This window comes from uncultured Allobosea sp., assembly GCF_945957345.1.
In the GTDB taxonomy this organism is placed as follows: domain Bacteria; phylum Pseudomonadota; class Alphaproteobacteria; order Rhizobiales; family Beijerinckiaceae; genus Allobosea.
In genome coordinates this window covers 80156-104207 of record NZ_CAMFKW010000010.1, presented here as the reverse complement: position 1 = coordinate 104207, position 24052 = coordinate 80156, and the positions used below count along the sequence as shown (strand labels likewise).

The window sequence follows — 24052 nt, the reverse complement described above, 5'->3', positions numbered from 1 at the left end:
GCGGGGCGATATCCTATCCGTGCAGGGTGAGTTCGGCGGTCTGACGGCCGCCTTCGGCAAAGCGGTTCAGCTTGAAGGGCGAGAGATCGAAGCGCGATCGCCATTCAAGCGCGAGATCGGCCAGAATCTCGCCAGTGACGGGGCCAATGCCGAAGCCGTGTCCCGAGAAGCCGGCGGCGACGACGAGCCCGTCGAGGCCGGTCTCGGCATCGATCGCGGGCAGGGCGTCCGGTGTGAGGTCGATCAATCCGCCCCAGAGCCGGGCGATGCCGGCCTCCGCCAGCGCTGGCAGGACCTGCGTCGTGCGCGCGATCAGCGCCGCGACGTCGCGGCTGCGCGGGGCGAGCGAGGCCTCGGTCCAGCTCGTGGGATCATGCGGCCAGTCGCCGATGCCGGTGGTGACGCGCAGGCGCCCATCGATCTCCTGCCGCCCGGCACAATCGGCGTTGGCGACGCCGAAGACCGGCGCGAGCAGCGGCCGCAGCGGCACGCTCTGCATGACGCAGACCAGCTTGACGATAAGCGGAAGGGCAAGTCCGAGCGGCGCCAGCAGCTCGGGCGTGTGGATGCCCGTTGCCACGATGACGCGGTCGGCGGCGATGATTTCGCCGGCTTGCGTCTCGACGCCCGTGATCCGCTCGCCCGAACGGGTCAGCGCGCGAACCGGCACGCCTTCGCGGATGACTGCGCCATGCCGGCGGGCGGCATCGGCGTAGGCGCGCACGGCCGGGACCGGATCGGCATGGCCGTCGCCAGGGCAAAACGAGGCGGCGAGGATACCCGGCCCGATCGCTGTTGCCCTGGCCCGCACCGCCGCATTGTCCGGCAGGTATTCGATGGTCAGGCCGAGCTCACTTTGTTGCGCGACCAGCTCGCGGATGACTGCGACTTCCGCCTCGGTACGGGCAAGCCGCAGGTTGCCGTGGCGGCGGTAGCCGGTCGGCGCGCCGAGCTCTTCGTCGAGCCCACCCCAGCGTTCGACCGCGGCCTTTGCCAGCGGCAATTCGGCGGGATCGCGCCCGGATTGGCGGACGCCGCCGAGCGTCCAGCTCGACGCCATCGCCGCGAGACTGCGCGCTTCGAGCAGCGTGACGGAATGGCCGGCGCGCGCGATCTCGTAGGCGGCTGAAACCCCGCTGATTCCGCCTCCGACGATGACGACGTCCGGCATGGTGGCGTGGTCCTCAGGAGAGGTCGACGCTGATGCGCTGCTCGGGCTGGTCCGGCTTGCGCCGCTTATAGGCGGTGACCTCGAACTCGACCTTGAGTTCGGGCTGGCCGAGCGGCGTGCAGGTCGTGGTGTTGGCGGGGTCGATGCCCCTGAACTTGCGGCCTACGACCTCGTTGACCTCGTCCAAATCGGCGATATCCGGCACGAAGACCTTGACCGCCACGACATCCTTCAGGGAGGCGCCGACAGCGGCGAGCGCGCCCTCGATATTGCTGAAGGCCTGTTCGGCCTGGCCCCTGGCGTCGGGCGCAATGGCGCGGGTCTTGTAGTTCCGCCCCGCCGTGTTCGAGACGAAGATCATGTCGCCGGCGACGACGACGCGCGAATAGCTGTTCAGCGTCTCGTATTTGCTGCCGGATTTGACTTTGACGATCTCGCTCATGACGGTCTCCGGAGGGTCGAACCTGCCTTGCCGGAGCCCTTTACCGGCAGGCATTCAATGATTGATATTGGTGTATACCATTCGAGTTGGCGTAGGCTGTCAAGGGCGCGGCGCGGGTGGCGAAAGCCCGGTGCCTCTCGATGGATATCGCATTGATAAAGCTCCGGCGCAGCAACGCAGGCGCGCCTCGCGGCCGCCGCCGAAGAGGCCGCTGCGGCGACGTTGGGGGGCGACGCAGGATGGGGGGTATTTGGTATATACCAGAACCGTCGCGCTATGGCTCGCTACCTGTTTCAGCCATAGGCCGCGATCTTGTCGTGCAGCGCGCGTGGTATGGCAATGCCGTCGCGTGCCGTCCGCCCGCGGGCCTCGGCACGCCTGCTGCCGGGTAGGCGGGCTCCGGGCTGGTCGGTGATCGCGGCGAAGAGCCGTTCCAGCCGTTCGCCGGCCTGCGGCCCGGCCAGCGCCTCGCTATGGATCGCAATGAAGAACTGCCCCGTTTGCGGCGAGCCGCCGAGATTGTCGGCGAAGGAGGAGGCCTCGATCGAGAGATGCGCGTCGGTCAGCCAGGCCGCGAGCAATTCGACGATCAGGGCGAGGCCGGCCCCCTTGTAGCCGCCGGAAGGCACCATCGTGCCCCCGGCGAGTGCCGCGGCGGGGTCGGTCGTCGGATTCCCGTCCTTGTCGAGAGCCCAGCCGAGCGGGATCGCCTCGCCGCGCTGCTGGTGGACGACGATCTCGCTCTTGGCGACGACGCTCGACGACTGGTCGAGGACCAGAGGCGGCCGGCCGGGGCGCGGCACGGCGAAGGCGATCGGATTGGTGCCGAAGACCGGCCTCGTACCGCCGGCGGGTGCGATCGAGGCCGGCGCATTGACGAAGCCGAGCGCGACCATGCCCTCGGCGGCGATGCGCTCGACATGGTAACCGACGACGCCGCAATTATAGGAATTGGTTACGGCCAGCGCTGCGATGCCCTGTGCCTTGGCCGCGGCCAGCAGCGCCGGCAGGCCGAATTCGATGGCGGGATGGGCGAAGCCGCATTTGGCGTCGACGCGCACGATGCCGGGGCGGGGGCTGTCGAGCACCGGCCGCGCCTTGCCGTAGATCTTGCCGACCTTGGCGTGCTCGCAATAGGTCGGCAGCCGGGCGAGGCCGTGGCTGTGGACCCCGTCGGCCTCGGCTGCGACCACCGAGGCGGTGATCGCGGGCTCGTTGCGGGGATCGACGCCGCAGGCGAGCAGGACGCGCCGGGTCAGCGCCGCGACATCGGCGAGGCTGAGATGGACGGCGTCGGTGGTTGCGGGGGCGCTCATGCGGCTTTCTCCGTGCCAGCGGCCGCGCCGTAGAGCCGTGCCGCCTGTTCGGGTGTCACCAGCCCCTCGGCCAGGTCATGGGCGATGCGGGCCGGGTCGCGCTTCGCCGGATCGCCGAAGCCGCCGCCGCCCGAGGTCGCGACGGTGACGACATCGCCCTGCTTCAGCGGTATGCCGGATATCTTCGAGCGCAGCGCCGTCCGCGAGCCGTCGGGATGGGTGACGGTCATGCTGCTGAGCGAGCCCGGCCCGCCGCCATGGACGCCATGCGGCGGGAAGCGGAAGCGCTCGAAATGCGCGCTGAGCGTGCCCATATCGGCATCGAGCCGCCATTCGCGCACGAGGCCGAGCCCGCCGCGGAATTCGCCCGCGCCGCCGGAATCCGGGATCAGCCCGTAGCGCATGAAGGTGACCGGATACTTGGCCTCGACCATCTCGATCGGCGCGTTGGTGTTGTTGTGCAGGCCGCAGGAGAGGGCGCTGGCGCCGTCGCCGCCGGCATGGCCGCCCCAGCCGCCGACCTCGATGTCGAAATAGACCCGACCCTTGCCCTGCGGGGTCCGGGTCTGCAGGGCGTAGACATAGGAGATCGCGTAATAGGCGGCGGGAATGCGCGTCGGCGCGATCTCCGCCAGGGCGCCGAAGACGGCGATGGCGATGCGGTGGTTGACGACCATGCGCCCGGCGACCGGGGCCGGGAAGGAGGCATTGACGATGCTGCCTTCCGGGAGTTTCACCGTCACCGGCCGGTAGCAGCCGGAATTCGCGGGGATGTCGCCGCCGAGCGCCGCGAGCAGGGCGTAATAGACGGCCGAGCAGGTCATGGCCGGCGTGTTGTTCACGGGGCCGCTGACCTGCGGGCTCGAGCCCGCGAAGTCGAGCGTGATGGCCTCGCCCTTCTTGGTGATCTTCACCTCCAGTCGGATCGGCTTGTCGGACTGGCCGTCATCGTCGACGAGCTCGACGAAAGAGGCTTCGCCGTCTGGCAGAGCGGCGAGCCCGGCCCGCATCATCTTCTCCGAGCCGTCGAGGATCGCCGCCATGGCGGCGGTCAGCGCCTCGGCGCCGTATTTGCGCGCCATGCGGGCGACAGCGCGCTCGCCGATGCCGAGCGCGGCGATCTGGGCGTTGAGGTCGCCGCGGGTCTCGTCGGGCTGGCGGACATTGTGCAGCAGCATCTCGAAGACGCCGCGATTGAGCACGCCCTTCTCGGCGAGCCGGAGCGGCGGGATGCGGATGCCCTCCTGGAAGACCTCGGTCGCGGCGGCGAAGAAGCTGCCGGCCGCGCCGCCGCCGACATCGACATGGTGGCAAAGCGTGCCGACGATGGCGACGCGCCTGCCGTCGACGAAGACCGGCCGGAAGGTCTGGATGTCCGAAAGATGCTGGCCGCCCGAATAGGGATCGTTGGTGACGATGACGTCGCCGTCCTGCCACTCCTCCAGCGGGATGAAGCGGTCGAGGATGGTGCGCAGGCAGTCCGACATCGAATTGAGATGCACGGGGATGCGGGCCGACTGGGCGATGTTGTTGCCCTGCGCATCGAAGACGGCGGTGGAGAAATCGAGGATCTCGCGCACCACGGTCGAGCGGCTGGTGCGCCAGATCGTGATGCTCATTTCTTCGGAGGCCGCGACCAGCGCGTTGCGGATGACTTCGAGGCGGATCGGGTCGATGCCCGGCGTGAGGTCGGTCATGGCTGTGTCCCTCAATGGCTGGCGAGGCGGTCGGCGATCAGCGCGCCCGAGGCATGCGTCAGGATCGTCCAGCCGGCCGGCAGATAGATGGAGGTGTAGGCTTCCTCGACGATGGCGGGCCCGGCGACCGGCTTGCTCGCACTGACCGCTTCGCGTGCCAGCACCGGGGTCGGCACGAAGCCGCTGCGGCCATGGACGGGCCGCTGCTGCGCGGAATGCCCGGCTTCCGTCGCTTCCGAATGGGCCGGCACCGGCTTGGCGAGGCCGCCGACCGCCTTGAGCCTGAGCGCCACCACCTCGACCGGCACGGAGGGCTCGTCATAGGAGAAGCGCTGGCGGTGTAGGGCGTGGAAGGCCGCCGTCGCCTTCGCCACCCCCGAGGCCGAGAAATCGGCGCCTTCGAGAGGGACGCGCAGGTCGAAGGCTTGGCCGGCATAGCGCAGGTCGAGCGCCCATTCGAAGCGCTGGGCTGCTTCCGGCACGCCGTCCTCGGCGAGCAGGGTCCTGGCCTCGGCGACGAGGCGCTTGCCGGTCTCGGCCAGCGCGGGCGCCATCGCGTCGAGCAGGCCGATCTGCGTCGCGCTGAGGTCGTGGGCGATGTCGGACCAGAGGATGCCCCAGGCCGAGAGCGTCGAGGCATGGGCCGGGAAGACGACGCGGCGAATGCCGAGCTCGTCGGCGACCTCGCAGGCATGGACGCCGCCGGCGCCGCCGAAAGAGAGCAGGGCGAAATCCTCGGGGTCCATGCCCTTCTCGAAGAGCGAGAGCCGCGTCGCGGTGGCGAGCGCCGAATTGGCGACGTCGATCACGCCGGCAGCGACCTGGTCGACGGAGAGGCCGAGCTTCGCGGCGATCGGCTCGGCCGCCTTGCGGGCGGCTTCGCGGTCGAGCGGCATGGCGCCCCCCATGAAGCTCTCGCCGTCGAGCCGGCCGAGCACGAGATTGGCATCGGTGACGGTGAACTGCGTGCCGCCCTTGCCGTAGCAGGCGGGGCCGGGATCGGCGCCGGCCGAATGCGGGCCGATGCGCAGGCGCCCGCCCTCGTCGACCCAGGCGATCGAGCCGCCGCCCGCGCCGATGGTGCGCATCTCGATCATCGGCAGGCGCACGGGCAGCCCGTCGACCTCGCCCTCGTTGACCATCGCGACCTCGCCCTCATGGACGACCGAGATGTCGAAGGAGGTGCCGCCCATGTCGACGGCGACGAGATTGGCTTCGCCGAGCTCGGCCGCGAGGCGCTTGGCCGCCGCAGCCCCGCCGCTTGGGCCGGAGAGCAGGAGGCGTGCCGGTTCGCGGCCGGCCTTGGCGAGGCCGGAGACGCCGCCATTCGACTGCACCAGGTAGACCTGCGCTTCGGGCAATTCGTCCTTCAGCCGCCCCGCGAGCCTGTCGGTGTAGCGCTGGACGATCGGGACCAGCATGGCGTTGAGCGCGGTCGTCGACATGCGCTCGTATTCGCGGATCTCGGGCGAGATGTCGGAGGCGAGCGTGATCGCGGCGTCCGGCAGCAGCTCGGCGAGGATCGCACCGACGCGCTGCTCATGCGCCGGGTTGGCATATGCGTGCAGCAGGCAGATGGCGACCGACTTCACGCCGGCCTCGGCGAGCTCCGTCGCGACGCGTCTGACCCCCTCCTCGTCGAGGGGCACCGCGATCTCGCCGGCCGCATTGACGCGCTCGGTCACGCCGAAGCAGAGCCGGCGCGCCACCAGAGGCTGCGGCTGGGCGAGTGTGATCGCATAGACGTCGCTGCGGCCATGGCGGCCGATCTGCATCACGTCCTCGAAGCCGGCGGTGGTGACGACGGCACCGAGCGGCAGCTTGCGCTCCAACACGGCATTGGTCGCGATCGTGGTGCCGTGCAGGAGGTATTGCACCGCCTCAAGCGGGAAACCGAAGCGCTCGGAAGCCTGCTTGATGCCGGTGAGCAGGCCGATGGAGGGGTCGGCGGGCGTGCTCGGCGTCTTGATCTGATGGATCGCGCCGGAATTGGCATCGAGGATCTCGATATCGGTGAAGGTGCCGCCGATGTCGACGGCGATGCGGATGTCGGGTTCCAAGGCAAAGCTCCAGGGTTCCCGCTCGCGTGGTTCGCGAGCGGGTCAGGTTGGTTCGAAAGCGGTGTCCGGTCGAGCTAGCGCGCGCTCGGTATGGCTGCGGGCATGGCGTTACTTGACGAAGGTTTTGGCGAGGCCGGAGGTCCGGTCCACCACCAGAACGACGATGAGGGTGAGGGCGACGAGCAAGACCGAGAGCGCCGCGACGAGCGGATCGGCCTGCTGCTCGACATGGTGGTACATCGCGACCGGCAGGGTCTGAATGCGCGGGCCGGTCATGAAGAGCGAGAGCACGACCTCGTCGAAGGAGACGAGGAAACACAGCGCCGTGGTGCCGACCAGCCCTGACTTCATCATCGGCAGGGTGATGCGGCGGAAGACGGTGAAGGGCGAGGCGCCGAGCGTCGCCGCCGCCTCCTCGACCGCGATCGGCAAGGTGGAGAGTGCCGTCGCCAGAACCCTGAGCGCATAGGGCAGCGTCACCACGAGATGGGCGGCGACCAGGCCCGGGAAGGTCGCGAGCAGGCCGAGCCTGGCGAAGACGATGAGGATGGCGAGGCCGAGAACGATGGTCGGCAGCAGGAGCGGCGCGGTGAAGAAGCTCGACAAGGCCTCGGCGCCGGGCGGCTTGAGCCGGACCAGTGCAAAGGCTGCCGGCAGCGCGATGGCGAGGCTGAGCACGGTGACGACCGTGGCGAGCACGAGGCTCGTCCAGAACGCGGCCGCCATCTTGCCGTCGGCGAAGATCGCCGGATACCACTTGGTACTCCAGCTCGATGGCGGGAACATCATGTAGGCGTCGCCGGAGAAGGAGATCGGCACGACGACGATCAGCGGCGCGAGCAGGAAGGCGAACATCACCAGCGCGCCAAGCTTGAGCGGCAGGGAAGCGGGACGTTCATCCATGGTCGACCTCCCTCACAGAATGGCGCGCAGGGCGCGGCTGTAGAGCATCAGCGCGCCGCCGAAGATGATCAGCACGAGGATCGAGAGCGTGGCCGCCAGCGGCCAGTTCAGCGTCACGATGGCCTCGTCGTAGATCTCGGTCGCGAGCAGGAAGACGCGCCCGCCGCCGAGCAGCTTCGGCGTGATGAAGGACGACACCGCCAGCACGAAGCAGAGCAGGCAGCCGAGCGCGATGCCGGGCAGGGTCAGCGGCAGGATGATGCGGCGGAAGATGGTGAAAGGCGGGGCGCCCAGCGTCGCGGCCGCTTCCTCGACGCGCGGGTCGAGCCGCCCGAAGCCGGCGAGCAACGCCAGGATCATGTAGGGCATCAGGATTTCGGTGAGGCCGATGGTGACGCCGGTGGCGTTGAACATCAGCTTGAGCTTGGCGAGGCCGAGCGTGGCGAGCGCGTTGTTGACGAGGCCGTTCTCGGCGAGGATCGCGATCCAGCCATAGGTACGCACCACCGCCGAGGTCAGCAGCGGCGAGATCACCAGCACGAGCAGAATCGTGCGCCAGGTGCCGCTGGAGCGATGCAGGTAGAGCGCGATCGGATAGGAGCAGAGCAGGGTCAGCAGGGTGATACCCAGGCTGACCGTGATGCTGTCGAAGATCAGCCCGGCATAATAGCCGTCCGAAAACACCTTGGCCCAGGTCGCGAGCGTGTAGACCTCGCGCATCGCGCCGGTCGGCTCGACCTCGTAGAAGGACATCCGGGCGAGGTTCAGGACCGGCGCGAGGAAGCCGACGGCGTTGATCAGCGCGATCGGCGCCAGCAGTGCTACGATCGGAGCGACGCCTCTCCCCCGCTCGCGCGGGGCCGGCGCCGGCAGGGCGATGGCGGCTCCGGCGCTCATGCCGCCGCCCCGTAGACGAAGACGTCCTGCGGGCGCCAGGACAGGCCGACCGCGGTGCCGGGCGAGAGCACCGTCTCGCCGCCGCGCGTGGCGAGCTCGACCGAGAGGATCTGGCCGGCGACCTCGACATCGTATTGCAGGATGTCGCCGGCGAAGACCGCTTTCGCGATTGTGCCGGGAACGCCTTCTCCCGCAGGGGCGAAGGCGATGCGGTGCGGCCGGATCATGACCTCGACCGGGCCGGAGAGGCCGGCAGGGGCGGCGATGCGCTGGCCGGCGATCTCCACGGAGCCGTCCTTCGCCACGGAGGCGAGCCGGTTGGTGCGTCCGACGAAGCTCGCGACGAAGGCGGTGCGCGGCCGCTCGTAGAGATCGACCGGCGTGCCGAGCTGCTCAAGCCGGCCCTGGTTCATGACCACGACCTTGTCGCACATGGTCAGGGCCTCGCCCTGGTCATGGGTGACGAAGATCGCGGTGATGCCGAGGCGCTGCTGGATCTCGCGGATCTCGTTGCGCATCTCGTCGCGCAGCTTGGCGTCGAGATTGGAGAGCGGCTCGTCGAGCAGCAGGATCGAGGGCCTGACCACCAGCGCACGCGCAAGCGCCACGCGCTGTTGCTGGCCGCCGGAGAGCTGCGTTGGACGATGCTCCTCCTTGCCGGTGAGATGGACGAGCGCGATCGCTTCCTTCACCCGCCGGGCGATCTCGTCCTTCGGGACCTTGCGCATCTCCAGGCCGAAGGCGACGTTCCTGGCGATGCTCATATGCGGGAAGAGCGCGTAGCTCTGGAAGACCAGGCCCATGTCGCGGCGATGGGTCGGGACCTCTGTCAGGTCCTTGCCGTCGACGACGATGCGGCCCGAGGTCGCCGGCACCAGGCCGGCGATCATGCGCAGCGAGGTGGTCTTGCCGCAGCCGGAGGGGCCGAGGAAGGCGACGAGCTCTCCCCTGGGCACGTCGAGGTCGAGGTCCTCGACGGCCGTGAAGGCGGCGTAGCGCTTGGTCAGCCCGCGAATGGAGAGGAAGCCCTGCTCGCTCATCGTTCCTGGTCCCGAAAGATGATCAGCGGCTCAGCGGGATCACCTTGCGGCGCCACTGCTCCATGATCGGGTCGCGGACCTTGGCGAGCGCGATCCAGTCGACCGGGATGACCTTGTTCATCGACTTGACCGCGGTGCGGGCGATGGCGGCATCCGAGATCTGGGCCTTGGCGTTGGTGGGGGCGTAGAACATGCTTTCGGTGAAGGCCTTCTGGGCCTCGGCCGAGAGCGCGTAATTGGCGAATTTGGCACCGGCATCCTTGCCCGGGCCGTTGGCGACGAGGCTGATCGTGTTGATCTGGAAGACGCTGCCTTCCTCCGGCAGCACGGCCTTGAGCTTGCCGCCCGAGGCGTCGGCATTGACCTGGGCGCGGGCGTTCCAGCCGGCGCCGATCACGGCCTGACCGGAGATGATCACCGGATAGACCTCGGGCTTCGGCTCCCACGTCTGCACGTTCGGGGCGATCTCGCCGAGCGCGGCGATGCCCTTCTCGACGCTCTTGAGATAGTCGGTGCCGCCGCGCGCCTTGTCCATGATCAGCACGAGCGAGAGGCCCTGGATGTCGGGCATGCCGGGGATCGCGACCTTGCCCTTGAACTCGGGCTTGGCGAGGTCCATCCAGCTCTTCGGCGCGTCCTTCACCGCCTCGCCGTTATAGAGCATGACGAGATTGTCGAAGGTCACGCCGACGCCGTCGACGTCGGGGATGCGGGCGTTGGGATAGAGGTCGGCGACGTTGGGGACGTTCTTCTCGTCGATCTTGGTCAGCAGCTTCTCGTCGGTCGCAGCCTTCGAGACCGAAACGTCCATGATGACGACGTCGGCCTGGGGCGCCGCCTTCTGGGCGCGCAGGTTGCCGAGCATCTGGGCCGAGTTCGGCATCGGGAAATATTCGACCTTGATGCCGGGATTGGCCTTCATGAAGGGCTCGACCACGGCCTTGGCGTAACGCTCCTGGAACAGGCCGGAATAGCCCATCACCGTCACGGTCTGCTGCTGGGCGAAGGCGGCCGGCGCGGACAGGCCGGCCAAGACGACGGCGATGGCGAAGCTGACTGATGTCTTCATGTGCTTGATCCCCTCTCTGTTGTGATCCCGCGGACGGGTCGAGCCGTCCGTCTCCAAGCGATGGTCTTCTGCGATCCTGCCGTGCAAGGCTCAGGCCTTGGCGAGCTTGCCCTCCACCAGCGCCGTGGCGCCCGAGATATCCGGCAGCTTCTCGCCCTTGCGCAGCCGATCGAGCAGGACGAGCTCCTGCTCCTGCATCTGGATGGCGCGGCGCGCGTAGGATTCGGCGGTTGCCGGCTTCAGCACGACGACGCCGCTCTCGTCGCAGAGCACGGCGTCGCCGGGCTCGATCGTCTGGCCGCCGACGCTGACGGGCACGTTGATCGCGCCTTCCGTACCGAGGATCTTGGTGGTGATCGGCGAGGGGCCACGGCACCACATCGGCATGTCGGTCTTGACGATCTCGGAGAAATCGGTGGCCGGGCCGTCGATGACGCCGGCCGCGACGCCTGCGAGCTTCATCGCATGAGTGACGACGCCGCCCCAGCAGGCATGCTTGTCGTCGCCGCAGCGGTCGATCACGACGATGTCGCCCGGCCGCACCAGCTTTGTGAGGTAGTGCAGCGCTGTCGAATCCGCATGCGGGATGCGGATGGTGACGGCGGTGCCGGCGATGCGCTTGCTCGGCAGCACGGCCCTGATCTCACGATCGACGAAGCCGGAATGCAGGACATGGCCGATGGTCGCCACCTCGCATTGCTGCAGCAGGGAGACGAGGTCGCCGGAGATCTGGGCCGGCATCGGGTTGACGATGAACATCAGGCGTTTCCCGTTCAGGCGATGACGTGGTGATTGGCGACGGGCACCGCGGCACGGACCTTGGCGGTGTAGTCGAAATCGAGCCGGCCGCTGGTGGTGCCGATGCCGTCCGAGACCTGCGCGGTGACATGACCCCAGGGGTTGATCACCATGGAATGGCCGTAGCAGGCGTTCTTGCCCTGGGCATGGGTGCCGGTCTGGCCGGTGGCGAGGAACCAGGTCTGGGTCTCGCAGGCGCGCGCCCGGGCCAGCAGTTCCCAATGGTCCTTGCCGGTCATCAGGGTGAAGGCGGCCGGCAGCACGATGACGTCGGCGCCGGCATCGCGCAGCTTGCGGAACAGCTCGGGGAAGCGGATGTCGTAGCAGATCGCGCAGCCGACGGTGGCCTCGCCGACCCGGTAGGTCGCGATCTCCTTGCCGCGCGAGACCATGTTGGACTCGCGATAGCTTGAGCCGCCCGGCGCATCGACGTCGAAGAGATGGATCTTGCGGTAGCGGGCGATCTCCTTGCCGTCCGGGCCGAAGACCACCGTCGTATTGAAATAGTCGTCGCCGTCGCGCTCGCAGACGCTGCCGGCATGGATGGTGACGCCGTGCTTCTCGGCGAGGCCCGACATCAGGCGATAGCTCTCGCCGTTCGGGAAGGTCTCGGCGCTGTCGCGCATCGCCTGTGGGCTGCCGTCGAGAAAGGCGTAATATTCCGGCAAGACGATGAGGTCGGGATTGTCGTCGGCAACCACCTTCTCGACCATGGCGCGGGCGGTCTTGAGGTTCGCAGCCTTGTCGTCCTGCGAATTCATCTGGATGAGAGAGACTTTCAACGGCGCACCCCCTTCTCGGGGCCGGCGGTCCGGGCAGGAAAAGCTGCCCTCCGATCCGGCCGGCGAGGAGGAGACCAAACCCCGCCGCCGGCGGCAAACGCGAAATTCTTGTTCGGCTCAACAAGAATTGCTTATGACGGCGGGAGGTTCGCGCCCGCGCTCCTGGGGAGTTGGGACGGCCTGGCCCTGGATCATCGTCATGCTCGCCCTTGTGGCGAGCATCCATGTCTTGAACACCGCACTGCATCGAAGAAGACGTGGATGGTCGGGACAAGCCTGACCATGACGGCAGGTGGCGTGTTCATGGCTTCCGAGTTCTTCGCTGATGCTAAGCCTCGGAACGACGGAGAGGTTCCGCCTGGACGAGCCGACCCCTGCGCTGCTTGGTTCTCCGCTTATCTTGCGACCGGCGCCGTCGCGATCTCCGCCGCCATGTCGGCGATCAGGGCGGGCAGGGCGTTGCCGGGGTCGTCGTTGAAGACGGCGTGGAAATGCAGGGGTGGCAGCCTGGCGTCGACGTCGAGGACGTGCAGATCGCCGTTGTCGAGAAATTCCTGCACGACGACGCGCGGCAGTGCCGCCACGCCAACGCCGTCGCGGATCAGCCGGGTGATGGTCGCCAGCGAATTCGAGTTGAAGATGCGGATCGTGTCGGTGTCGACGCCGGCGAGCTCGATCGCCCGCACGACCGATTGATGCGGCTGCGAGCCCTTGGAATAGGCGAAGACCGGATAACCGGCGAGATCGGCGACCGCGAGCCGGCCGGGCTTCAGGGCGAGCCTGGGCGAGCCGATCCAGACGCAGTCGAAGGCGCAGAGCTCGATATTGCGGATATGGGGCGCCACCACCGGTCCCATGATCAGGCCGAGATCGATCTGGCCGTCCTGGATCTGGCGGGCGAGGTTGAGGCTGGTATCGACATTGAGGTCGATTGCGACATTCGGATAGGTCGCCTTAACCCGCTCGATCAGGCGCGGCAGCCAGGCGTAGACGATCGAGTCGATGGCGCCGATCATCACGGTGCCGCGCATCTGGCCGGCATCGGCGATCGTGCGCTCCAGCTCGGAGACCATGCGCATGATCGCCTCGGCCTGCGGCAGCGCGCGCTGGCCGTGCGGAGTCAGGCTGACCGTGCGCAGATCGCGCTCGAACAGGCGCACGCCCAGTTCCCGCTCCAGCGTTGCGATCCGGTTCGAGACGGCGGCCTGCGTCGTGCAGAGCTTTTCGGCGGCGAGGGAGAAATTGCGCAGCCGCGCGACCCAGACGAAGGTTTCCAGGAATCTGAGATTCAACGCCGGTGTTCCACTCTCCGTTGCGCGTCAAGAGTCGCCCGGCGCTGCCCTCAGCCCATCCGCTCGGAGGCGAAGGAGCCTGGCGAAGCCGGGAAGACCACCGTCTTGTGGTCGTTGAGGAAGACGCGGCGATGGATATGGGCATGGATCGCCCGCGCCAGCACCTGGCTTTCGACATCCCTTCCCAGGCTCACGTAATCCTCCGGGCTCTGCGCATGCGTGACGCGGATCGTATCCTGCTCGATGATCGGACCTTCGTCGAGATCGGCGGTGACGTAGTGCGAGGTCGCGCCGATCAGCTTCACGCCGCGCTCGAAGGCCTGCTTGTAGGGGTTCGCGCCCTTGAAGGAGGGCAGGAAGGAGTGGTGGATGTTGATGATCCGCCCCGACATCGCCCGGCACATCGCGTCGGACAGAACCTGCATGTAGCGCGCCAGCACGATCAGGTCGGCGCCGGTCTCCTCGACGATGCGCATCTGCTGGGCCTCGGCCGCGACCTTGGTCTCCTTGGTGACGCGGATGTAGTGGAACGGGATGTCGTGGTTCACCACGAGCTTCTGGTAGTCGAGATGGTTGGAGATGACCGCGACGATGTCGATCGGCAGTGCGCCGATGCGCCAGCGATAGAGCAGGTCGTTCAGGCAGTGCCCGAAGCGCGAGACCATGATGACGACCTTCAGGCGCCGGGCTGCATCATGGATGGCCCATTCCATGCCGAAAGGTTCCGCAACGGCGGCAAAGCCTTCCCGCAGGGCGGCGAGGGCGACGCCTTCCTCCGAGGCAAAGCTCACGCGCATGAAGAAGCGGTCGGTCTGCGCGTCGTCGAATTGCGAGCTATCGGTGATGTTGCAGCCGTTCCGGGCTAGAAAACTTGCGATCGCCGCGACGATGCCGCGCTGCGCCGGGCAGGTGACGGTGAGGATGAAGCTGGCCATGAGGTTCTTCCCAGCCGGCGGCCCCGATGGAGCGGCCCTGGTCTAGAGGTTCGATCGAAGGTGAGGGTCTGCCGCGCGCGCTGCGCCGCCGTCAACCTCGATCCGCCGATGAAGCCCGCCTGCTTGTCACGGCATAGCCGAATTCGGCCGCCGAGGCCGAGAGCCAGGACCAGAAGCTGCCGGCCATGCTGCGCGCGACCATGATCTCGAAGACGGGGCCCTCGGGGCTGTCCGCGCTGCGCCAGAGCGTGACGCCGAGATAGGCGATGCTCGTCGATGCGGCCGTGCCAACCGGGAAGGCAGCCGGGTGCAGGTCGAGCATCGCGCCCTTGGCGAGCAGGTCGCGGACGCGTGGGCCCGACAGGCTCAGCACGGCCCGGCCGTCGCTCTGGTCGGAGACGGCCGCAAGGCCGGCGAGCTTCGCCAGATCGCCGCGGAAGCCCTCGCGGCTGTCGGCGACCAGGAGCCATTGCCCGGGGCCGCTCCAGACGGCCTGACGGCTGCCGCTGCGAACCGCCATTGGCGTTCGAGGCAGCGACAGGCGGAAATGCTCGTACATGGCGGCGTCGAGCGCGGCATGGCTGTCTTCGCCGGTGATCAGGGTGGCGATGCCAAGCGCTTCGCGCGTCTGGACCGTGACGCCGGTTTCGTCCGCCTTGCCGAAATGGCCGTCGGCGAGCACGCCTTCCCAGGGACGCCGCGGCAGCCAGCGCGACGGGGTCGCTGTTTCAGCCATGGAGGCGGGCTCCTTCCGGGTCGACGAAGACAGGCGAGCAGATTTCGACGACGATATCGCCGTTGCGGACGGGGTCGTAGGCGCGCACGCGCTCGCCGATGCGGGCCGCGCCTCCCTTGATCAGGCCGAGCCCCATCCAATGTTTCAGATGCGGGGAATAGGCGACCGAGGTCATATAACCCTCGTCGTTCTCCATCACCGTCGCCTTGCCGATGCCGATGAAATGCGCTCCGGCGCGCAGGCGCTGCGCGGGGTCGACCGGCTTGAAGCCGACGAAGGATGGGCGATCCTTCTCGATGAGCGCTGGCCGGCCGGCCATCAAGCGGCCGATATAGTCCTTCTTCGAGGACATCACCTTGCCGAGACCGAGATCGCGCGCCGTGGTCTGGCCGCTGAGCTCGTTGCCGGCGACATGGCCCTTCTCGACGCGCATCACGCCGAGCGCCTCGGTGCCGTAGGGCGTGATGCCGAAGGGCGCGCCGGCTCGCATCAAGGCGCGCATCATCGCGTCGCCGTAGTCGGCGGGGACGGCGAGCTCATAGGCCAGCTCGCCCGAGAAGGAGATCCGAAAAAGCCGGGCCGGAATGCCGCCACCGACGGTGATTTCGCGCACCGCAAGATAGGGGAACGCCTCGTTCGAGATGTCGTGCGCGGAGTCGACGACGCCGCGCAGCGTCTCGCGCGCCTTCGGGCCGGCGATGGAGGCCTGCGCCCATTGCTCGGAGACCGAGACTAGTCGCACGTCGAGTTCCGGCCAGAGCACCTGATGGCAGAACTCCAGATGCTGCATCACCTTGCCGGCATTGGCGGTGGTGGTGGTCATCAGGAAATGGCTCTCGCCGAGGCGCGACGTGGTGCCGTCATCCATGACGAAACCGTCCTCGCGCAGCATCAGGCCGTAACGCGCCTTGCCGACCGGCAGGGCCTTCCAGCCGTTGATGTAGACGCGCTCCAGGAATTCGGCGGCGTCGGTGCCCTGGATGTCGATCTTGCCGAGCGTCGAGACATCGCAGATGCCGACACCGCTGCGGACTGCGAGAACCTCCCGGTTGACGGTGGTCAGCCAGTCGTTCTCACCGGGCTTCGGGTAGTACTGCGCCCGCAGCCATTGGCCGGACTCGACGAAGACGGCTCCCTGCTCCCTCGACCAGTCATGGGTCGGCGCGAGCCGCGTCAGGCGGAAATCCTTGCCGCGGTGATGACCGGCGAGCGCGCCGATCGCGACGGGCGTATAAGGCGGCCGGAAGGTCGTGGTCCCCGTCTGCGGGATCGTCCTGCCGGTCTGCTCGGCCACGACGGCGAGGCCGGCGAGGTTCGAGGTCTTGCCCTGGTCGGTCGCCATGCCGAGCGTGGTGTAGCGCTTGAGATGCTCGACCGGCCGGAAGCCTTCGCGCGCGGCCAGCTCGACATCCTTGTCGGTGACGTCGTTCTGGTAATCGACGAAGGCCTTGCCCTTCGCGCCCTTCACCCGCCAGACCGGCTGCAGCCCATTCGTCTCGGGATCGGTCGCCGGCACGGGACCGGCGCCTGCGGGCGTCAGCCCGGCATCGGCGGCAGCCTCGCGGCCGAGCCGCGCGCCATCCTCCAGCGCTTGCGCAAGGGTGAAACGTCCCGCCGCGCTGCCAGCGACCGAGAGGCCCGCCGGCAAGCTGCCGGGCACGAAGCAGTGCAGGCCGTCATCCCAGACCGGCTTGTCGTTCTGGTGCGAGGTCAGGTGCAGGGTCGGGTTCCAGCCGTTGGAGACCGCCAGCAGATCGCAGGCTACGCTGGCCGTCGCGCCAGAGGCTTCGCGGATGGTGACGCCATCGAGCTGGCGACCGCCGGACGTTCCTTCGACAGCGCCACCCGCGAACAGCCGCGCGCCAAGCTTATCGGCGAGTGCCTTGCGCCCTGCGTCGGCCTCGGGGCGGGAATCGACGATGGCCGCGACCTGACCACCAGCGGAGGCGATGTCGCGGGCCGTTGCCCAGCCGTCATCGCCCGCCGTGAACAGCACGGTCTCGCGACCCGGCAGGGCACCGTAGCGGTTGACATAGGTGCGCGCCGCGCCGGCCAGCATGACGCCCGGCGCGTCGTTGCCGGAGAAGACGATCGGCCGTTCCAGGGCACCCGCGGCGAGGATCGCGCGCTTGGCATAGATACGCCAGCCACGCTGGCGCGGCTGGTGCGGTGCTGGCTCCGGCAGATGGTCGCTCACTCGCTCGACGGCGCCATAGATGCCGTGGTCGTAGAGCCCGAAGATTGTGGTGCGGGGCATGATCCGCACGTCCGGGAGGCTTGCGAGCTCGGCCAGCGTCGCGGCCAGCCATTCGGAGGCTGGCTTGCCGTCGATCTCGCGCTTCTCGGCCAGAAGGCGGCCGCCAAGTCGAAAATCCTCGTCGCAGAGGATGACGCGGGCGCCGCTACGGCCGGCGGCCAGCGCTGCGGCGAGACCGGCTGGGCCGCCGCCGATCACCAGCACGTCGCAGAAGGCGAAGGCCTTTTCGTAATGGTCGGGGTCTTCGGCTCCGGCCGCACGGCCGAGGCCCGCGGCGCGGCGGATCAGGGGCTCGTAGAGCTTCTCCCAGAAGGCCGCCGGCCACATGAATGTCTTGTAGTAGAAGCCCGCGACGAGAGCCGGAGAAACCAGCCCGTTCAGCGAGAGCAGATCGAATGCGAGCGAGGGCCAGCGGTTCTGGCTGGCGGCCTCAAGCCCGTCGAACAGCTCGACGACGGTCGCGCGGGTGTTCGGTTCGCGGCGGGCGCCGGTGCGCAGTTCGACCAGCGCATTCGGCTCCTCCGGGCCGGCCGAAAGGACGCCGCGCGGACGGTGATACTTGAACGAACGGCCGACAAGGCGCACGCCATTGGCCAACAGTGCCGAGGCCAGCGTGTCGCCTGCGTGCCCCTGATAGGACTTGCCGTCGAAGCTGAAATCCAGCGTCCGGCCGCGATCGATCAGGCCGCCGGACGTGAGGCGGAAAGGCTGGCCGCTCATGCCGCCGCTCCCGCCTTACGCGCCTTGGCAGGTTCGACCGATGCGATCGCATGGGTGCGCGTGTCGCGGGTCACGACCAGCCAGGCATGGCAGCCGGCGCCATGATACCAGAGCTCGCGGTGCGGGCCGGCCGGATTGTCGCGCAGATAGACGTAATCGACCATCGCGGCTTCGGTCGCCGCCATGCCGTCGGGCCGCTGCGGATCGGCCGCTCCCAGATAGGTGAATTCCTGGGCGTCGCGCGCGCCGCAATGGGGACAGGTGATGCGCATGGTCAGGCTTCCACGGTTGTCGGGGTGCGGCGCACCGCCGCCGTCATGCTCGCCCTTGTGGCGAGCATCCACGTTTTGAACGCTACGCTCGATGGGCGAATACGCAGATGGTCGGGACAGGCCCGACCGTGACGCGACTGTTGAGCACGGCTCGTCATCTCAATGCAGGTTCGGCTGGGCGCCGGCGCCCTTTTCGTCGATCAGGTGCCCGGTGGCGAAGCGATCGAGCCGATAGGCGCTCGCAACCGGGTGTGGCGCTCCCGTCGCGATCAGATGCGCGAAGCAGAAGCCGGAAGCCGGCGTCGCCTTGAAGCCGCCATAGCACCAGCCGGAATTGAGATAGAGCCCCTCGACCGGGGTGAAATCGATGATCGGCGAGCCGTCCATAGACATGTCCATGATGCCGCCCCAGTGGCGCAGCATGCGCACCCGGCCGAGCCCGGGCCAGAGCCCCATTCCGGCCTCCATCACGTCCTCGATGACAGGCAGGTTGCCGCGCTGGGCATAGGAATTGTAGCCGTCGATATCGCCGCCGAAGACGAGCCCGCCCTTGTCGGACTGGCTGATGTAGAAATGCCCGGCGCCGAAGGTGACGACCGTGTCGATCAGTGGCTTGAGACCCTCGGAGACGAAGGCCTGGAGCACATGGCTTTCGATCGGCAGGCGCAGGCCCGCCATCGCCGCGACCCGCGAGGAGTTGCCGGCCACCGCCATGGCGATCTTCTTCGCCCGGATCGGCCCGCGCGAGGTCTCCACGCCCACGGCCCGCCCATTGACGATGGTGATGCCGGTGACCTCGCAATTCTGGATGAGGTCGACGCCGCGGCTGTCGGCGGCGCGGGCATAGCCCCAGGCGACCGCATCATGCCGGGCCGTGCCGCCGCGGCGCTGCAACAGCCCGCCCTGGATCGGGAAACGGGCATTGTCGTAGTCGAGAAAGGGCAGCATCGCCCGGACCTGCTCGCGGCCGAGCAGTTCGGAATCGACGCCGGCGAGCCGCATCGCGTTGCCGCGCCGGGCGAAGGCGTCGCGCTGCCCGTCGGAGTGATAGAGGTTGATCACGCCGCGCTGGCTGACCATGGCGTTGTAGTTCAGGTCCTGCTCGAGTCCCTCCCAGAGCTTCATCGACAATTCGTAGAAGGGAGTGTTGCCGGGCAGGAGGTAGTTCGAGCGGATGATCGTGGTGTTGCGGCCGACATTGCCGGAGCCGAGATAGCCCTTCTCCAGCACCGCGACATTGGTGATGTCGTGCCGGCTGGCGAGGTAATGCGCGGTCGCCAGCCCATGCCCGCCACCGCCGATGATCACGACATCGTAGTCGGCCTTGGGTTCGGGCTCGCGCCAGGCCGGTGTCCAGCCCTTATGGCCCCTGAAAGCCTGGGCGAGCAGCGAGAAGGCGGAATAGCGCATCGAGGAATCCGATCGGGCTTGTCATCCAGAGTTTGACCGACATAGGCTCGGCGACATGTCTGAAAGCGACATAGATTTGTCCCAAAGCGACAGCGGTAGGCCGACCCATGTCGGCTTCCTGCTGATCCCCGATTTCGCGCTGCTGCCCTATGCCTCCTCGATCGAACCGCTGCGGGCGGCCAACGTCCTGTCAGGGCGTGAGCTCTACCGCTGGAGCCATATCTCGATCGACGGCGCGCCCGCATCGGCCTCGAACGGCGTCGCCATCGCGGCGGATGCCGGGGTCGGAGCGACATTGCGGCTCGACTATCTCTTCGTCTGTGCTGGCGGGAACCCGGCGCTTTTTCGGCACCAGCCGAGCTTTGCCTGGCTGCGCCAGCTCGCGCGACGCGGGGTTCGGATCGGCGGCGTCTCGGGAGGGCCTTATCTGTTGGCGAGGGCCAATCTGCTCTCAGGGTATCGCTTCACTATCCATTGGGAACATGCGTCGGCCCTGCTGGAGGAGCATCCGGCTCTCGACCTGCGCCGCTCGCTCTACGAGATCGACCGCGACCGCCTGACCTGCGGCGGCGGCACGGCTCCGCTCGACATGATGCATGCGGTTATCGCCCGCGAGCATGGCAGCGAACTGGCGCTCACGGTCAGCGAATGGTTCCTGCAGACCCAAGTCCGGGAAGGGGCGGGGCCGCAGCGCATGCCGTTGCGCGAGCGGCTGGGCATCGCGCATGCGCCGCTGCTGCGCGTCATCGCGCGCATGGAACAGACCCTCGAAAGCCCCGTGCCCCGCGCGGAGCTTGCCCGCCTCGCCCAGGTCTCGCTGCGCCAGCTCGAACGCCTCTTCCGCCAGCATCTCGGCCGCTCGCTCGGTGAGCATTATCTCGCCTTGCGACTCGACCGCGCTCGCGACCTGTTGCGTCAAACCAGCCTCTCGGTGCTGGAGATCGCCCTGGCCTGCGGCTTTGCCAGTCCGAGCCATTTTTCGAGGGCCTACAGCCTGCGCTTCGGATATCCGCCGCGTGGGGAACGCGACAGCACAAGCGGGCAGATGCGGGCGTGATCGGAACCGGCCGACGACCTTCGGCCTGGAGAGGTCGACGATGTGATCAGCTAAGCGCGACGATCATCGACAACGCATGTCGCTTCTTCGACTTCAGCCCTGAAACGCAAAATGCCCGCCGGGCGGCGGGCATTCGCTCTTCAACCGAAGCTCAAGGGGAGGGGGGAAACTCGAGCCTCAGGAGAAACTACCTGGAACGCGCTCCGCCCGGTGGCGCAGCGGTTCTCATTCAGATGCTTCAGGCCGCGGCGTGCGAGCGAGCGACGAAGTCGATCTCCGAGCGCGACAGGCCGAGATCGTCGAGCTCACGGTTGGACAGGCGGGAGAGCTCGCGAACGGTCTCGCGATAGCGGAGGAAAGCGCGGATCTTGGCGGCGATCATGGTGACGAACATGGTGATCTTCCTAGCGGATATTCCGGACCGGGGCGGTGCCCACAGCGACAATTTCGTTGTGCGCTGCATATAAAATGATCGGCCTGCCTCAGGTAGGAGCTTAAGCTCAGCTCTGTTATGCATTTAATGCATGATTAGATCGTGTTTTGACGAGTTTTTGGATTTGCCATGCGTTGATCGCAATGGCGGTTTCGCCTGAAACCGATATTTTGCACGGCGAGCAGGCTAGGGAAGGGGACGCCTCGTGGCGCAGCATTTCGAGACATGATCAGCCCCGCGGTCTCCGCTCTCGCCGATGCGGCCCTTCTGCTCCCGGCCTCGATCCTTCTGCTGCTCTATCTTGCGGTGTTGCGCGAGTGGCGGCTCGCCCTGGCGCTGGCAGCCAGCTTTGCCGGCGCTGCGGTCGCGACGATCCTGCTGAAGCTGATCTTCAACGCATGCGGTCCCGGCCTTGCGAACGCCGAGGTCGTCAGTCCGAGTGGGCATGTCAGTTTCAGCACGGTCTTTTACGCCGGGCTGGCGATCCTCCTCTCGGTCGGCCGAGGCCGGGTCGTCCAGTTCGCGGCAGGGATTGCGGCCGCACTCCTCCTGGTCGCTATCGGCATCAGCCGGGTCAGGCTGGGTGCACACAGCATTCCCGAGGTCCTGATCGGCTTCACGGTGGGGGCGCTCGCGGTCGGTTTCTTCATATGGTTGAGCATCAGGGAGGGACTCCCGCATCTGCCCCTCGCTCCCGTGGCCGGCGGCTTCGCTCTCACGCTGGTCATGCTGGGCGGAAGCCAATTCTCGCTGGAGCGGGATATCGCCCTCTACGCCCGCAGCCTTGCGGCGAGCCTTGATGTCTGCGCCCTGCCGCCTGGATATCAACCGTGGGATGCTTCTGGTCAGGCTGCTACACGGGCCGTCGAGGGGGCGTGAATCGCAGAGATCGTGGAAACATCACGGATAGAAGTAGAAGGGTTGCCTGAAGGAGAGGCTTTGAGGGTACGGGGTCTACCCAGCCTGGTTGCGCGAAATCTGAAGGTTTCGTTACACTAGGCATCGGCAACGATCACGCGCCCGACGATGCCCGAAAGAGCCGCCAGTGCAGGCAGCGCTTTTGCCTTCCTGTCCGTGACGAGAGCGGACACGCGATCGAGCTCGCAGAAGCGGACGCGGCTGGTGACGCCGATCTTGGAATGGTCGGCGATCAGGACCACGCTCGTCGTATTGGCGACCATGGCTCGTGCGATCTCGGCCGTGTGCTCGAAGAAATTGGTCGCCCCGCCTTTGATGTCGACTCCGAAAGGCGACAGCAGCGCGAGATCTGCCTTGAAGCGGTAGATGTCGTTGATCGTCGAAGGGCCGCCGGTCTCCGGCGGCTCGTGGACGATCGCGCCGCCCAGCAGGAAGACCCGGCTGCCCATCCTCTGCTGCGTCGACGCCATGGTGGTGGCGACGTCCAGGGAATTGGTCAGGATGTTCAGTTCGGGAACGCTCTTGAGCTCTTCGGCTAAGGCAGCCGTCGTCGTTCCCCCATCGAGGAACAGGGTCTGGCCGCTCTTGACCAGCGCCATTGCGGCCTGTGCGATCGCGCGCTTCTCCTTCAGGCGGACGGTCGAGCGGGCGCCATAGGACGCGTCCTGCTCCGCCGGCAGACTGACGGCCCCACCATGCACCCGGCGCAAGGAACCGTCCTGCTCCATCGCGACGAGATCGCGGCGGATCGATTCGTGGGAAACGCTGAATTCCTGGGCGAGCCGCTCGACTGAAACGCTGCCGAATGTATCGAGAAGCGCGCGGATCCGCTGCTTTCTCTCACCCTGCCACATGCGCTGTCGTCTCCTGCGAACCGGTTCATTGCACCGCTCTCGAGGGTGGCGCAACAGCGATCGATATAAATCGGTCATAAATCCACATTGCCACATATATCCACAAATGCTAAGCCGTCTCCAGAGACAGCGGGGATGGCGAATGCAAAGCGGGGACAATCATGCTGAGTGGCTGGCCTTTGCCATCCAGCTCGCGATGGAAAGCGGTTCGATCCTGCGCGAAGCCGCAACCGTGCGCCCCGATGTCGAGGTCAAGTCCGACAAGAGTTTCGTCACCGCGCTCGACGCCCGCATAGAGCGGCGCATGCGCGAGATGCTGGCGGATCGCTTCCCGGGCCACGGTATCATCGGCGAGGAGGAGGCTCCCTCGGCTGGCGATGCCGATCTGGTCTGGGTGCTCGATCCGATCGATGGCACAGCCGCCTTCATCGCCGGCCTGCCAGTCTACGGCTCGCTGATCGCCCTCATGCAGGAAGGCGAGCCGATCCTGGGGATCATCGACCATCCGATCACCGGCGACCGCTGGATCGGCGTCAAGGGCAGCCCGACCACGCATAATGGCCGCCCCTGCCGCACCCGCGCCTGCGGGACGCTCGGTGAGGCCATCCTCTCCGCCAGCAATCCCGACTTCTTCGACGCGGAAGAAACGCCCGCGCTCGACGCCATGCGCGCCGCGACGGCCTGGCGCATCTGGGGCGGCGCCTGCATGAGCTTCGGCCTGCTGGCCTCGGGGCGCACCGACGCCGCCTTCGACACGCGGCTGAAGCTCTGGGATTTCGCGCCCTTCCGCCCGATCATCGAAGGCGCCGGCGGTGTCATCACCGATTGGGAAGGGCGCCCGGTCGACCACAAGACGGGCAAGCGCATCATGGCGGCCGGCGATCCGGCCCGTCACCGCGAGATGCTGCGCCTCGTCGAGCAAGCCATGAAGCGCTGAGCCGGCCACGGAACATCCGCTCCGAGACGGCGCCGATCCGCCGGAGCTTTCAGTTG

The 24052-nt window shown here is 67.4% G+C and carries 22 protein-coding genes; 3 read left to right on the top strand and 19 right to left on the bottom strand.

Annotation, left to right across the window (positions count from 1 at the left end; genetic code table 11):
* Positions 1-13: 13 nt before the first annotated feature.
* From Q0Q36_RS07435 to Q0Q36_RS07355, 17 genes are all read right to left on the bottom strand, one after another.
* Entirely contained in the window at positions 14-1240 is a 1227-nt protein-coding gene (locus Q0Q36_RS07435; RefSeq protein WP_293796910.1) for an FAD-binding oxidoreductase, read from the bottom strand.
* Positions 1185-1613 carry a RidA family protein gene (locus tag Q0Q36_RS07430; protein WP_293796863.1) on the bottom strand — a complete coding sequence of 143 codons (429 nt, stop codon included), beginning with the start codon at positions 1611-1613 and terminating at the stop codon, positions 1185-1187. The genes Q0Q36_RS07435 and Q0Q36_RS07430 overlap by 56 nt, the downstream gene beginning before the upstream one ends.
* A gap of 293 nt (positions 1614-1906) precedes the next feature.
* Positions 1907-2929: an Ldh family oxidoreductase gene (locus Q0Q36_RS07425; RefSeq protein WP_293796861.1), complete on the bottom strand. Its 1023-nt coding sequence runs from the start codon at positions 2927-2929 to the stop codon at positions 1907-1909.
* The gene (locus tag Q0Q36_RS07420; protein ID WP_293796859.1) at positions 2926-4626 is read right to left on the bottom strand and encodes a hydantoinase B/oxoprolinase family protein; all 1701 of its coding nucleotides are present in this window, start codon (positions 4624-4626) and stop codon (positions 2926-2928) included. The genes Q0Q36_RS07425 and Q0Q36_RS07420 overlap by 4 nt, the downstream gene beginning before the upstream one ends.
* A gap of 11 nt (positions 4627-4637) precedes the next feature.
* A complete protein-coding gene (locus Q0Q36_RS07415) occupies positions 4638-6686 on the bottom strand; it encodes a hydantoinase/oxoprolinase family protein (protein ID WP_293796856.1) in 2049 nt (682 codons plus the stop codon).
* A gap of 108 nt (positions 6687-6794) precedes the next feature.
* A complete protein-coding gene (locus Q0Q36_RS07410) occupies positions 6795-7589 on the bottom strand; it encodes an ABC transporter permease (protein ID WP_293796854.1) in 795 nt (264 codons plus the stop codon).
* A 12-nt stretch (positions 7590-7601) separates the two neighbouring features.
* Entirely contained in the window at positions 7602-8486 is an 885-nt protein-coding gene (locus tag Q0Q36_RS07405; RefSeq protein ID WP_293796852.1) for an ABC transporter permease, read from the bottom strand.
* Positions 8483-9526: an ABC transporter ATP-binding protein gene (locus Q0Q36_RS07400; RefSeq protein WP_293796849.1), complete on the bottom strand. Its 1044-nt coding sequence runs from the start codon at positions 9524-9526 to the stop codon at positions 8483-8485. The genes Q0Q36_RS07405 and Q0Q36_RS07400 overlap by 4 nt, the downstream gene beginning before the upstream one ends.
* 22 nt (positions 9527-9548) lie before the next feature.
* Positions 9549-10595, bottom strand: a complete 1047-nt coding sequence (locus tag Q0Q36_RS07395; RefSeq protein ID WP_293796848.1) for an ABC transporter substrate-binding protein — start codon at positions 10593-10595, stop codon at positions 9549-9551.
* Between the two features lie 90 nt (positions 10596-10685).
* Entirely contained in the window at positions 10686-11354 is a 669-nt protein-coding gene (locus Q0Q36_RS07390; protein WP_293796846.1) for an RraA family protein, read from the bottom strand.
* Between the two features lie 14 nt (positions 11355-11368).
* Positions 11369-12175, bottom strand: coding sequence for a carbon-nitrogen hydrolase family protein (locus Q0Q36_RS07385; RefSeq protein ID WP_293796844.1), 807 nt, complete (start codon positions 12173-12175; stop codon positions 11369-11371).
* Between the two features lie 395 nt (positions 12176-12570).
* The gene (locus Q0Q36_RS07380; protein ID WP_293796843.1) at positions 12571-13467 is read right to left on the bottom strand and encodes a LysR family transcriptional regulator; all 897 of its coding nucleotides are present in this window, start codon (positions 13465-13467) and stop codon (positions 12571-12573) included.
* A gap of 50 nt (positions 13468-13517) precedes the next feature.
* Positions 13518-14402, bottom strand: coding sequence for a formyltetrahydrofolate deformylase (gene purU / locus Q0Q36_RS07375; RefSeq protein ID WP_293796842.1), 885 nt, complete (start codon positions 14400-14402; stop codon positions 13518-13520).
* A 91-nt stretch (positions 14403-14493) separates the two neighbouring features.
* The gene (locus Q0Q36_RS07370) at positions 14494-15138 is read right to left on the bottom strand and encodes a sarcosine oxidase subunit gamma (protein ID WP_293796840.1); all 645 of its coding nucleotides are present in this window, start codon (positions 15136-15138) and stop codon (positions 14494-14496) included.
* Complete coding sequence (locus Q0Q36_RS07365; protein ID WP_293796839.1) at positions 15131-18115, bottom strand: sarcosine oxidase subunit alpha family protein; 2985 nt, start codon at positions 18113-18115, stop codon at positions 15131-15133. Before Q0Q36_RS07365 ends, Q0Q36_RS07370 begins: the two co-directional genes overlap by 8 nt.
* Positions 18112-18387, bottom strand: coding sequence for a sarcosine oxidase subunit delta (locus tag Q0Q36_RS07360; protein ID WP_293796908.1), 276 nt, complete (start codon positions 18385-18387; stop codon positions 18112-18114). Before Q0Q36_RS07360 ends, Q0Q36_RS07365 begins: the two co-directional genes overlap by 4 nt.
* A gap of 159 nt (positions 18388-18546) precedes the next feature.
* Entirely contained in the window at positions 18547-19797 is a 1251-nt protein-coding gene (locus Q0Q36_RS07355; RefSeq protein ID WP_293796838.1) for a sarcosine oxidase subunit beta family protein, read from the bottom strand.
* Between the two features lie 55 nt (positions 19798-19852).
* On the opposite strand from Q0Q36_RS07355, the gene Q0Q36_RS07350 reads away from it, so the two are divergent.
* The gene (locus tag Q0Q36_RS07350) at positions 19853-20854 is read left to right on the top strand and encodes a GlxA family transcriptional regulator (RefSeq protein ID WP_293796837.1); all 1002 of its coding nucleotides are present in this window, start codon (positions 19853-19855) and stop codon (positions 20852-20854) included.
* Between the two features lie 238 nt (positions 20855-21092).
* Here the strand turns inward: Q0Q36_RS07350 and Q0Q36_RS07345 are convergent, their stop codons facing one another.
* Positions 21093-21248: a DUF1127 domain-containing protein gene (locus tag Q0Q36_RS07345; RefSeq protein ID WP_265055887.1), complete on the bottom strand. Its 156-nt coding sequence runs from the start codon at positions 21246-21248 to the stop codon at positions 21093-21095.
* A 264-nt stretch (positions 21249-21512) separates the two neighbouring features.
* On the opposite strand from Q0Q36_RS07345, the gene Q0Q36_RS07340 reads away from it, so the two are divergent.
* The gene (locus tag Q0Q36_RS07340; RefSeq protein WP_293796836.1) at positions 21513-22166 is read left to right on the top strand and encodes a phosphatase PAP2 family protein; all 654 of its coding nucleotides are present in this window, start codon (positions 21513-21515) and stop codon (positions 22164-22166) included.
* A 116-nt stretch (positions 22167-22282) separates the two neighbouring features.
* Here Q0Q36_RS07340 and Q0Q36_RS07335 read toward each other — a convergent pair whose 3' ends face one another.
* On the bottom strand, positions 22283-23155 hold the full coding sequence (locus Q0Q36_RS07335) for a DeoR/GlpR family DNA-binding transcription regulator (RefSeq protein ID WP_293796835.1): 873 nt from the start codon (positions 23153-23155) through the stop codon (positions 22283-22285).
* Positions 23156-23201: 46 nt separating this feature from the next.
* Here Q0Q36_RS07335 and Q0Q36_RS07330 point away from each other — a divergent pair, with 46 nt between their 5' ends.
* On the top strand, positions 23202-23996 hold the full coding sequence (locus Q0Q36_RS07330; protein WP_293796834.1) for an inositol monophosphatase family protein: 795 nt from the start codon (positions 23202-23204) through the stop codon (positions 23994-23996).
* Positions 23997-24052 lie beyond the last annotated feature (56 nt).

Bases quoted from the DNA above. Each gene is read 5' to 3' on its own strand.
- Q0Q36_RS07330 (WP_293796834.1), top strand. From the start codon at position 23,202: ATGCAAAGCGGGGACAATCATGCTGAGTGGCTGGCCTTTGCCATCCAG.
- Q0Q36_RS07400 (WP_293796849.1), bottom strand. From the start codon at position 9,526: ATGAGCGAGCAGGGCTTCCTCTCCATTCGCGGGCTGACCAAGCGCTAC.
- Q0Q36_RS07350 (WP_293796837.1), top strand. From the start codon at position 19,853: ATGTCTGAAAGCGACATAGATTTGTCCCAAAGCGACAGCGGTAGGCCG.
- Q0Q36_RS07405 (WP_293796852.1), bottom strand. From the start codon at position 8,486: ATGAGCGCCGGAGCCGCCATCGCCCTGCCGGCGCCGGCCCCGCGCGAG.
- Q0Q36_RS07410 (WP_293796854.1), bottom strand. From the start codon at position 7,589: ATGGATGAACGTCCCGCTTCCCTGCCGCTCAAGCTTGGCGCGCTGGTG.
- Q0Q36_RS07425 (WP_293796861.1), bottom strand. From the start codon at position 2,929: ATGAGCGCCCCCGCAACCACCGACGCCGTCCATCTCAGCCTCGCCGAT.
- Q0Q36_RS07335 (WP_293796835.1), bottom strand. From the start codon at position 23,155: ATGTGGCAATGTGGATTTATGACCGATTTATATCGATCGCTGTTGCGC.
- Q0Q36_RS07360 (WP_293796908.1), bottom strand. From the start codon at position 18,387: ATGCGCATCACCTGTCCCCATTGCGGCGCGCGCGACGCCCAGGAATTC.
- Q0Q36_RS07420 (WP_293796859.1), bottom strand. From the start codon at position 4,626: ATGACCGACCTCACGCCGGGCATCGACCCGATCCGCCTCGAAGTCATC.
- Q0Q36_RS07370 (WP_293796840.1), bottom strand. From the start codon at position 15,138: ATGGCTGAAACAGCGACCCCGTCGCGCTGGCTGCCGCGGCGTCCCTGG.
- Q0Q36_RS07340 (WP_293796836.1), top strand. From the start codon at position 21,513: ATGATCAGCCCCGCGGTCTCCGCTCTCGCCGATGCGGCCCTTCTGCTC.
- Q0Q36_RS07395 (WP_293796848.1), bottom strand. From the start codon at position 10,595: ATGAAGACATCAGTCAGCTTCGCCATCGCCGTCGTCTTGGCCGGCCTG.
- Q0Q36_RS07345 (WP_265055887.1), bottom strand. From the start codon at position 21,248: ATGTTCGTCACCATGATCGCCGCCAAGATCCGCGCTTTCCTCCGCTAT.
- Q0Q36_RS07390 (WP_293796846.1), bottom strand. From the start codon at position 11,354: ATGTTCATCGTCAACCCGATGCCGGCCCAGATCTCCGGCGACCTCGTC.
- Q0Q36_RS07430 (WP_293796863.1), bottom strand. From the start codon at position 1,613: ATGAGCGAGATCGTCAAAGTCAAATCCGGCAGCAAATACGAGACGCTG.
- Q0Q36_RS07355 (WP_293796838.1), bottom strand. From the start codon at position 19,797: ATGCGCTATTCCGCCTTCTCGCTGCTCGCCCAGGCTTTCAGGGGCCAT.
- purU (WP_293796842.1), bottom strand. From the start codon at position 14,402: ATGGCCAGCTTCATCCTCACCGTCACCTGCCCGGCGCAGCGCGGCATC.
- Q0Q36_RS07365 (WP_293796839.1), bottom strand. From the start codon at position 18,115: ATGAGCGGCCAGCCTTTCCGCCTCACGTCCGGCGGCCTGATCGATCGC.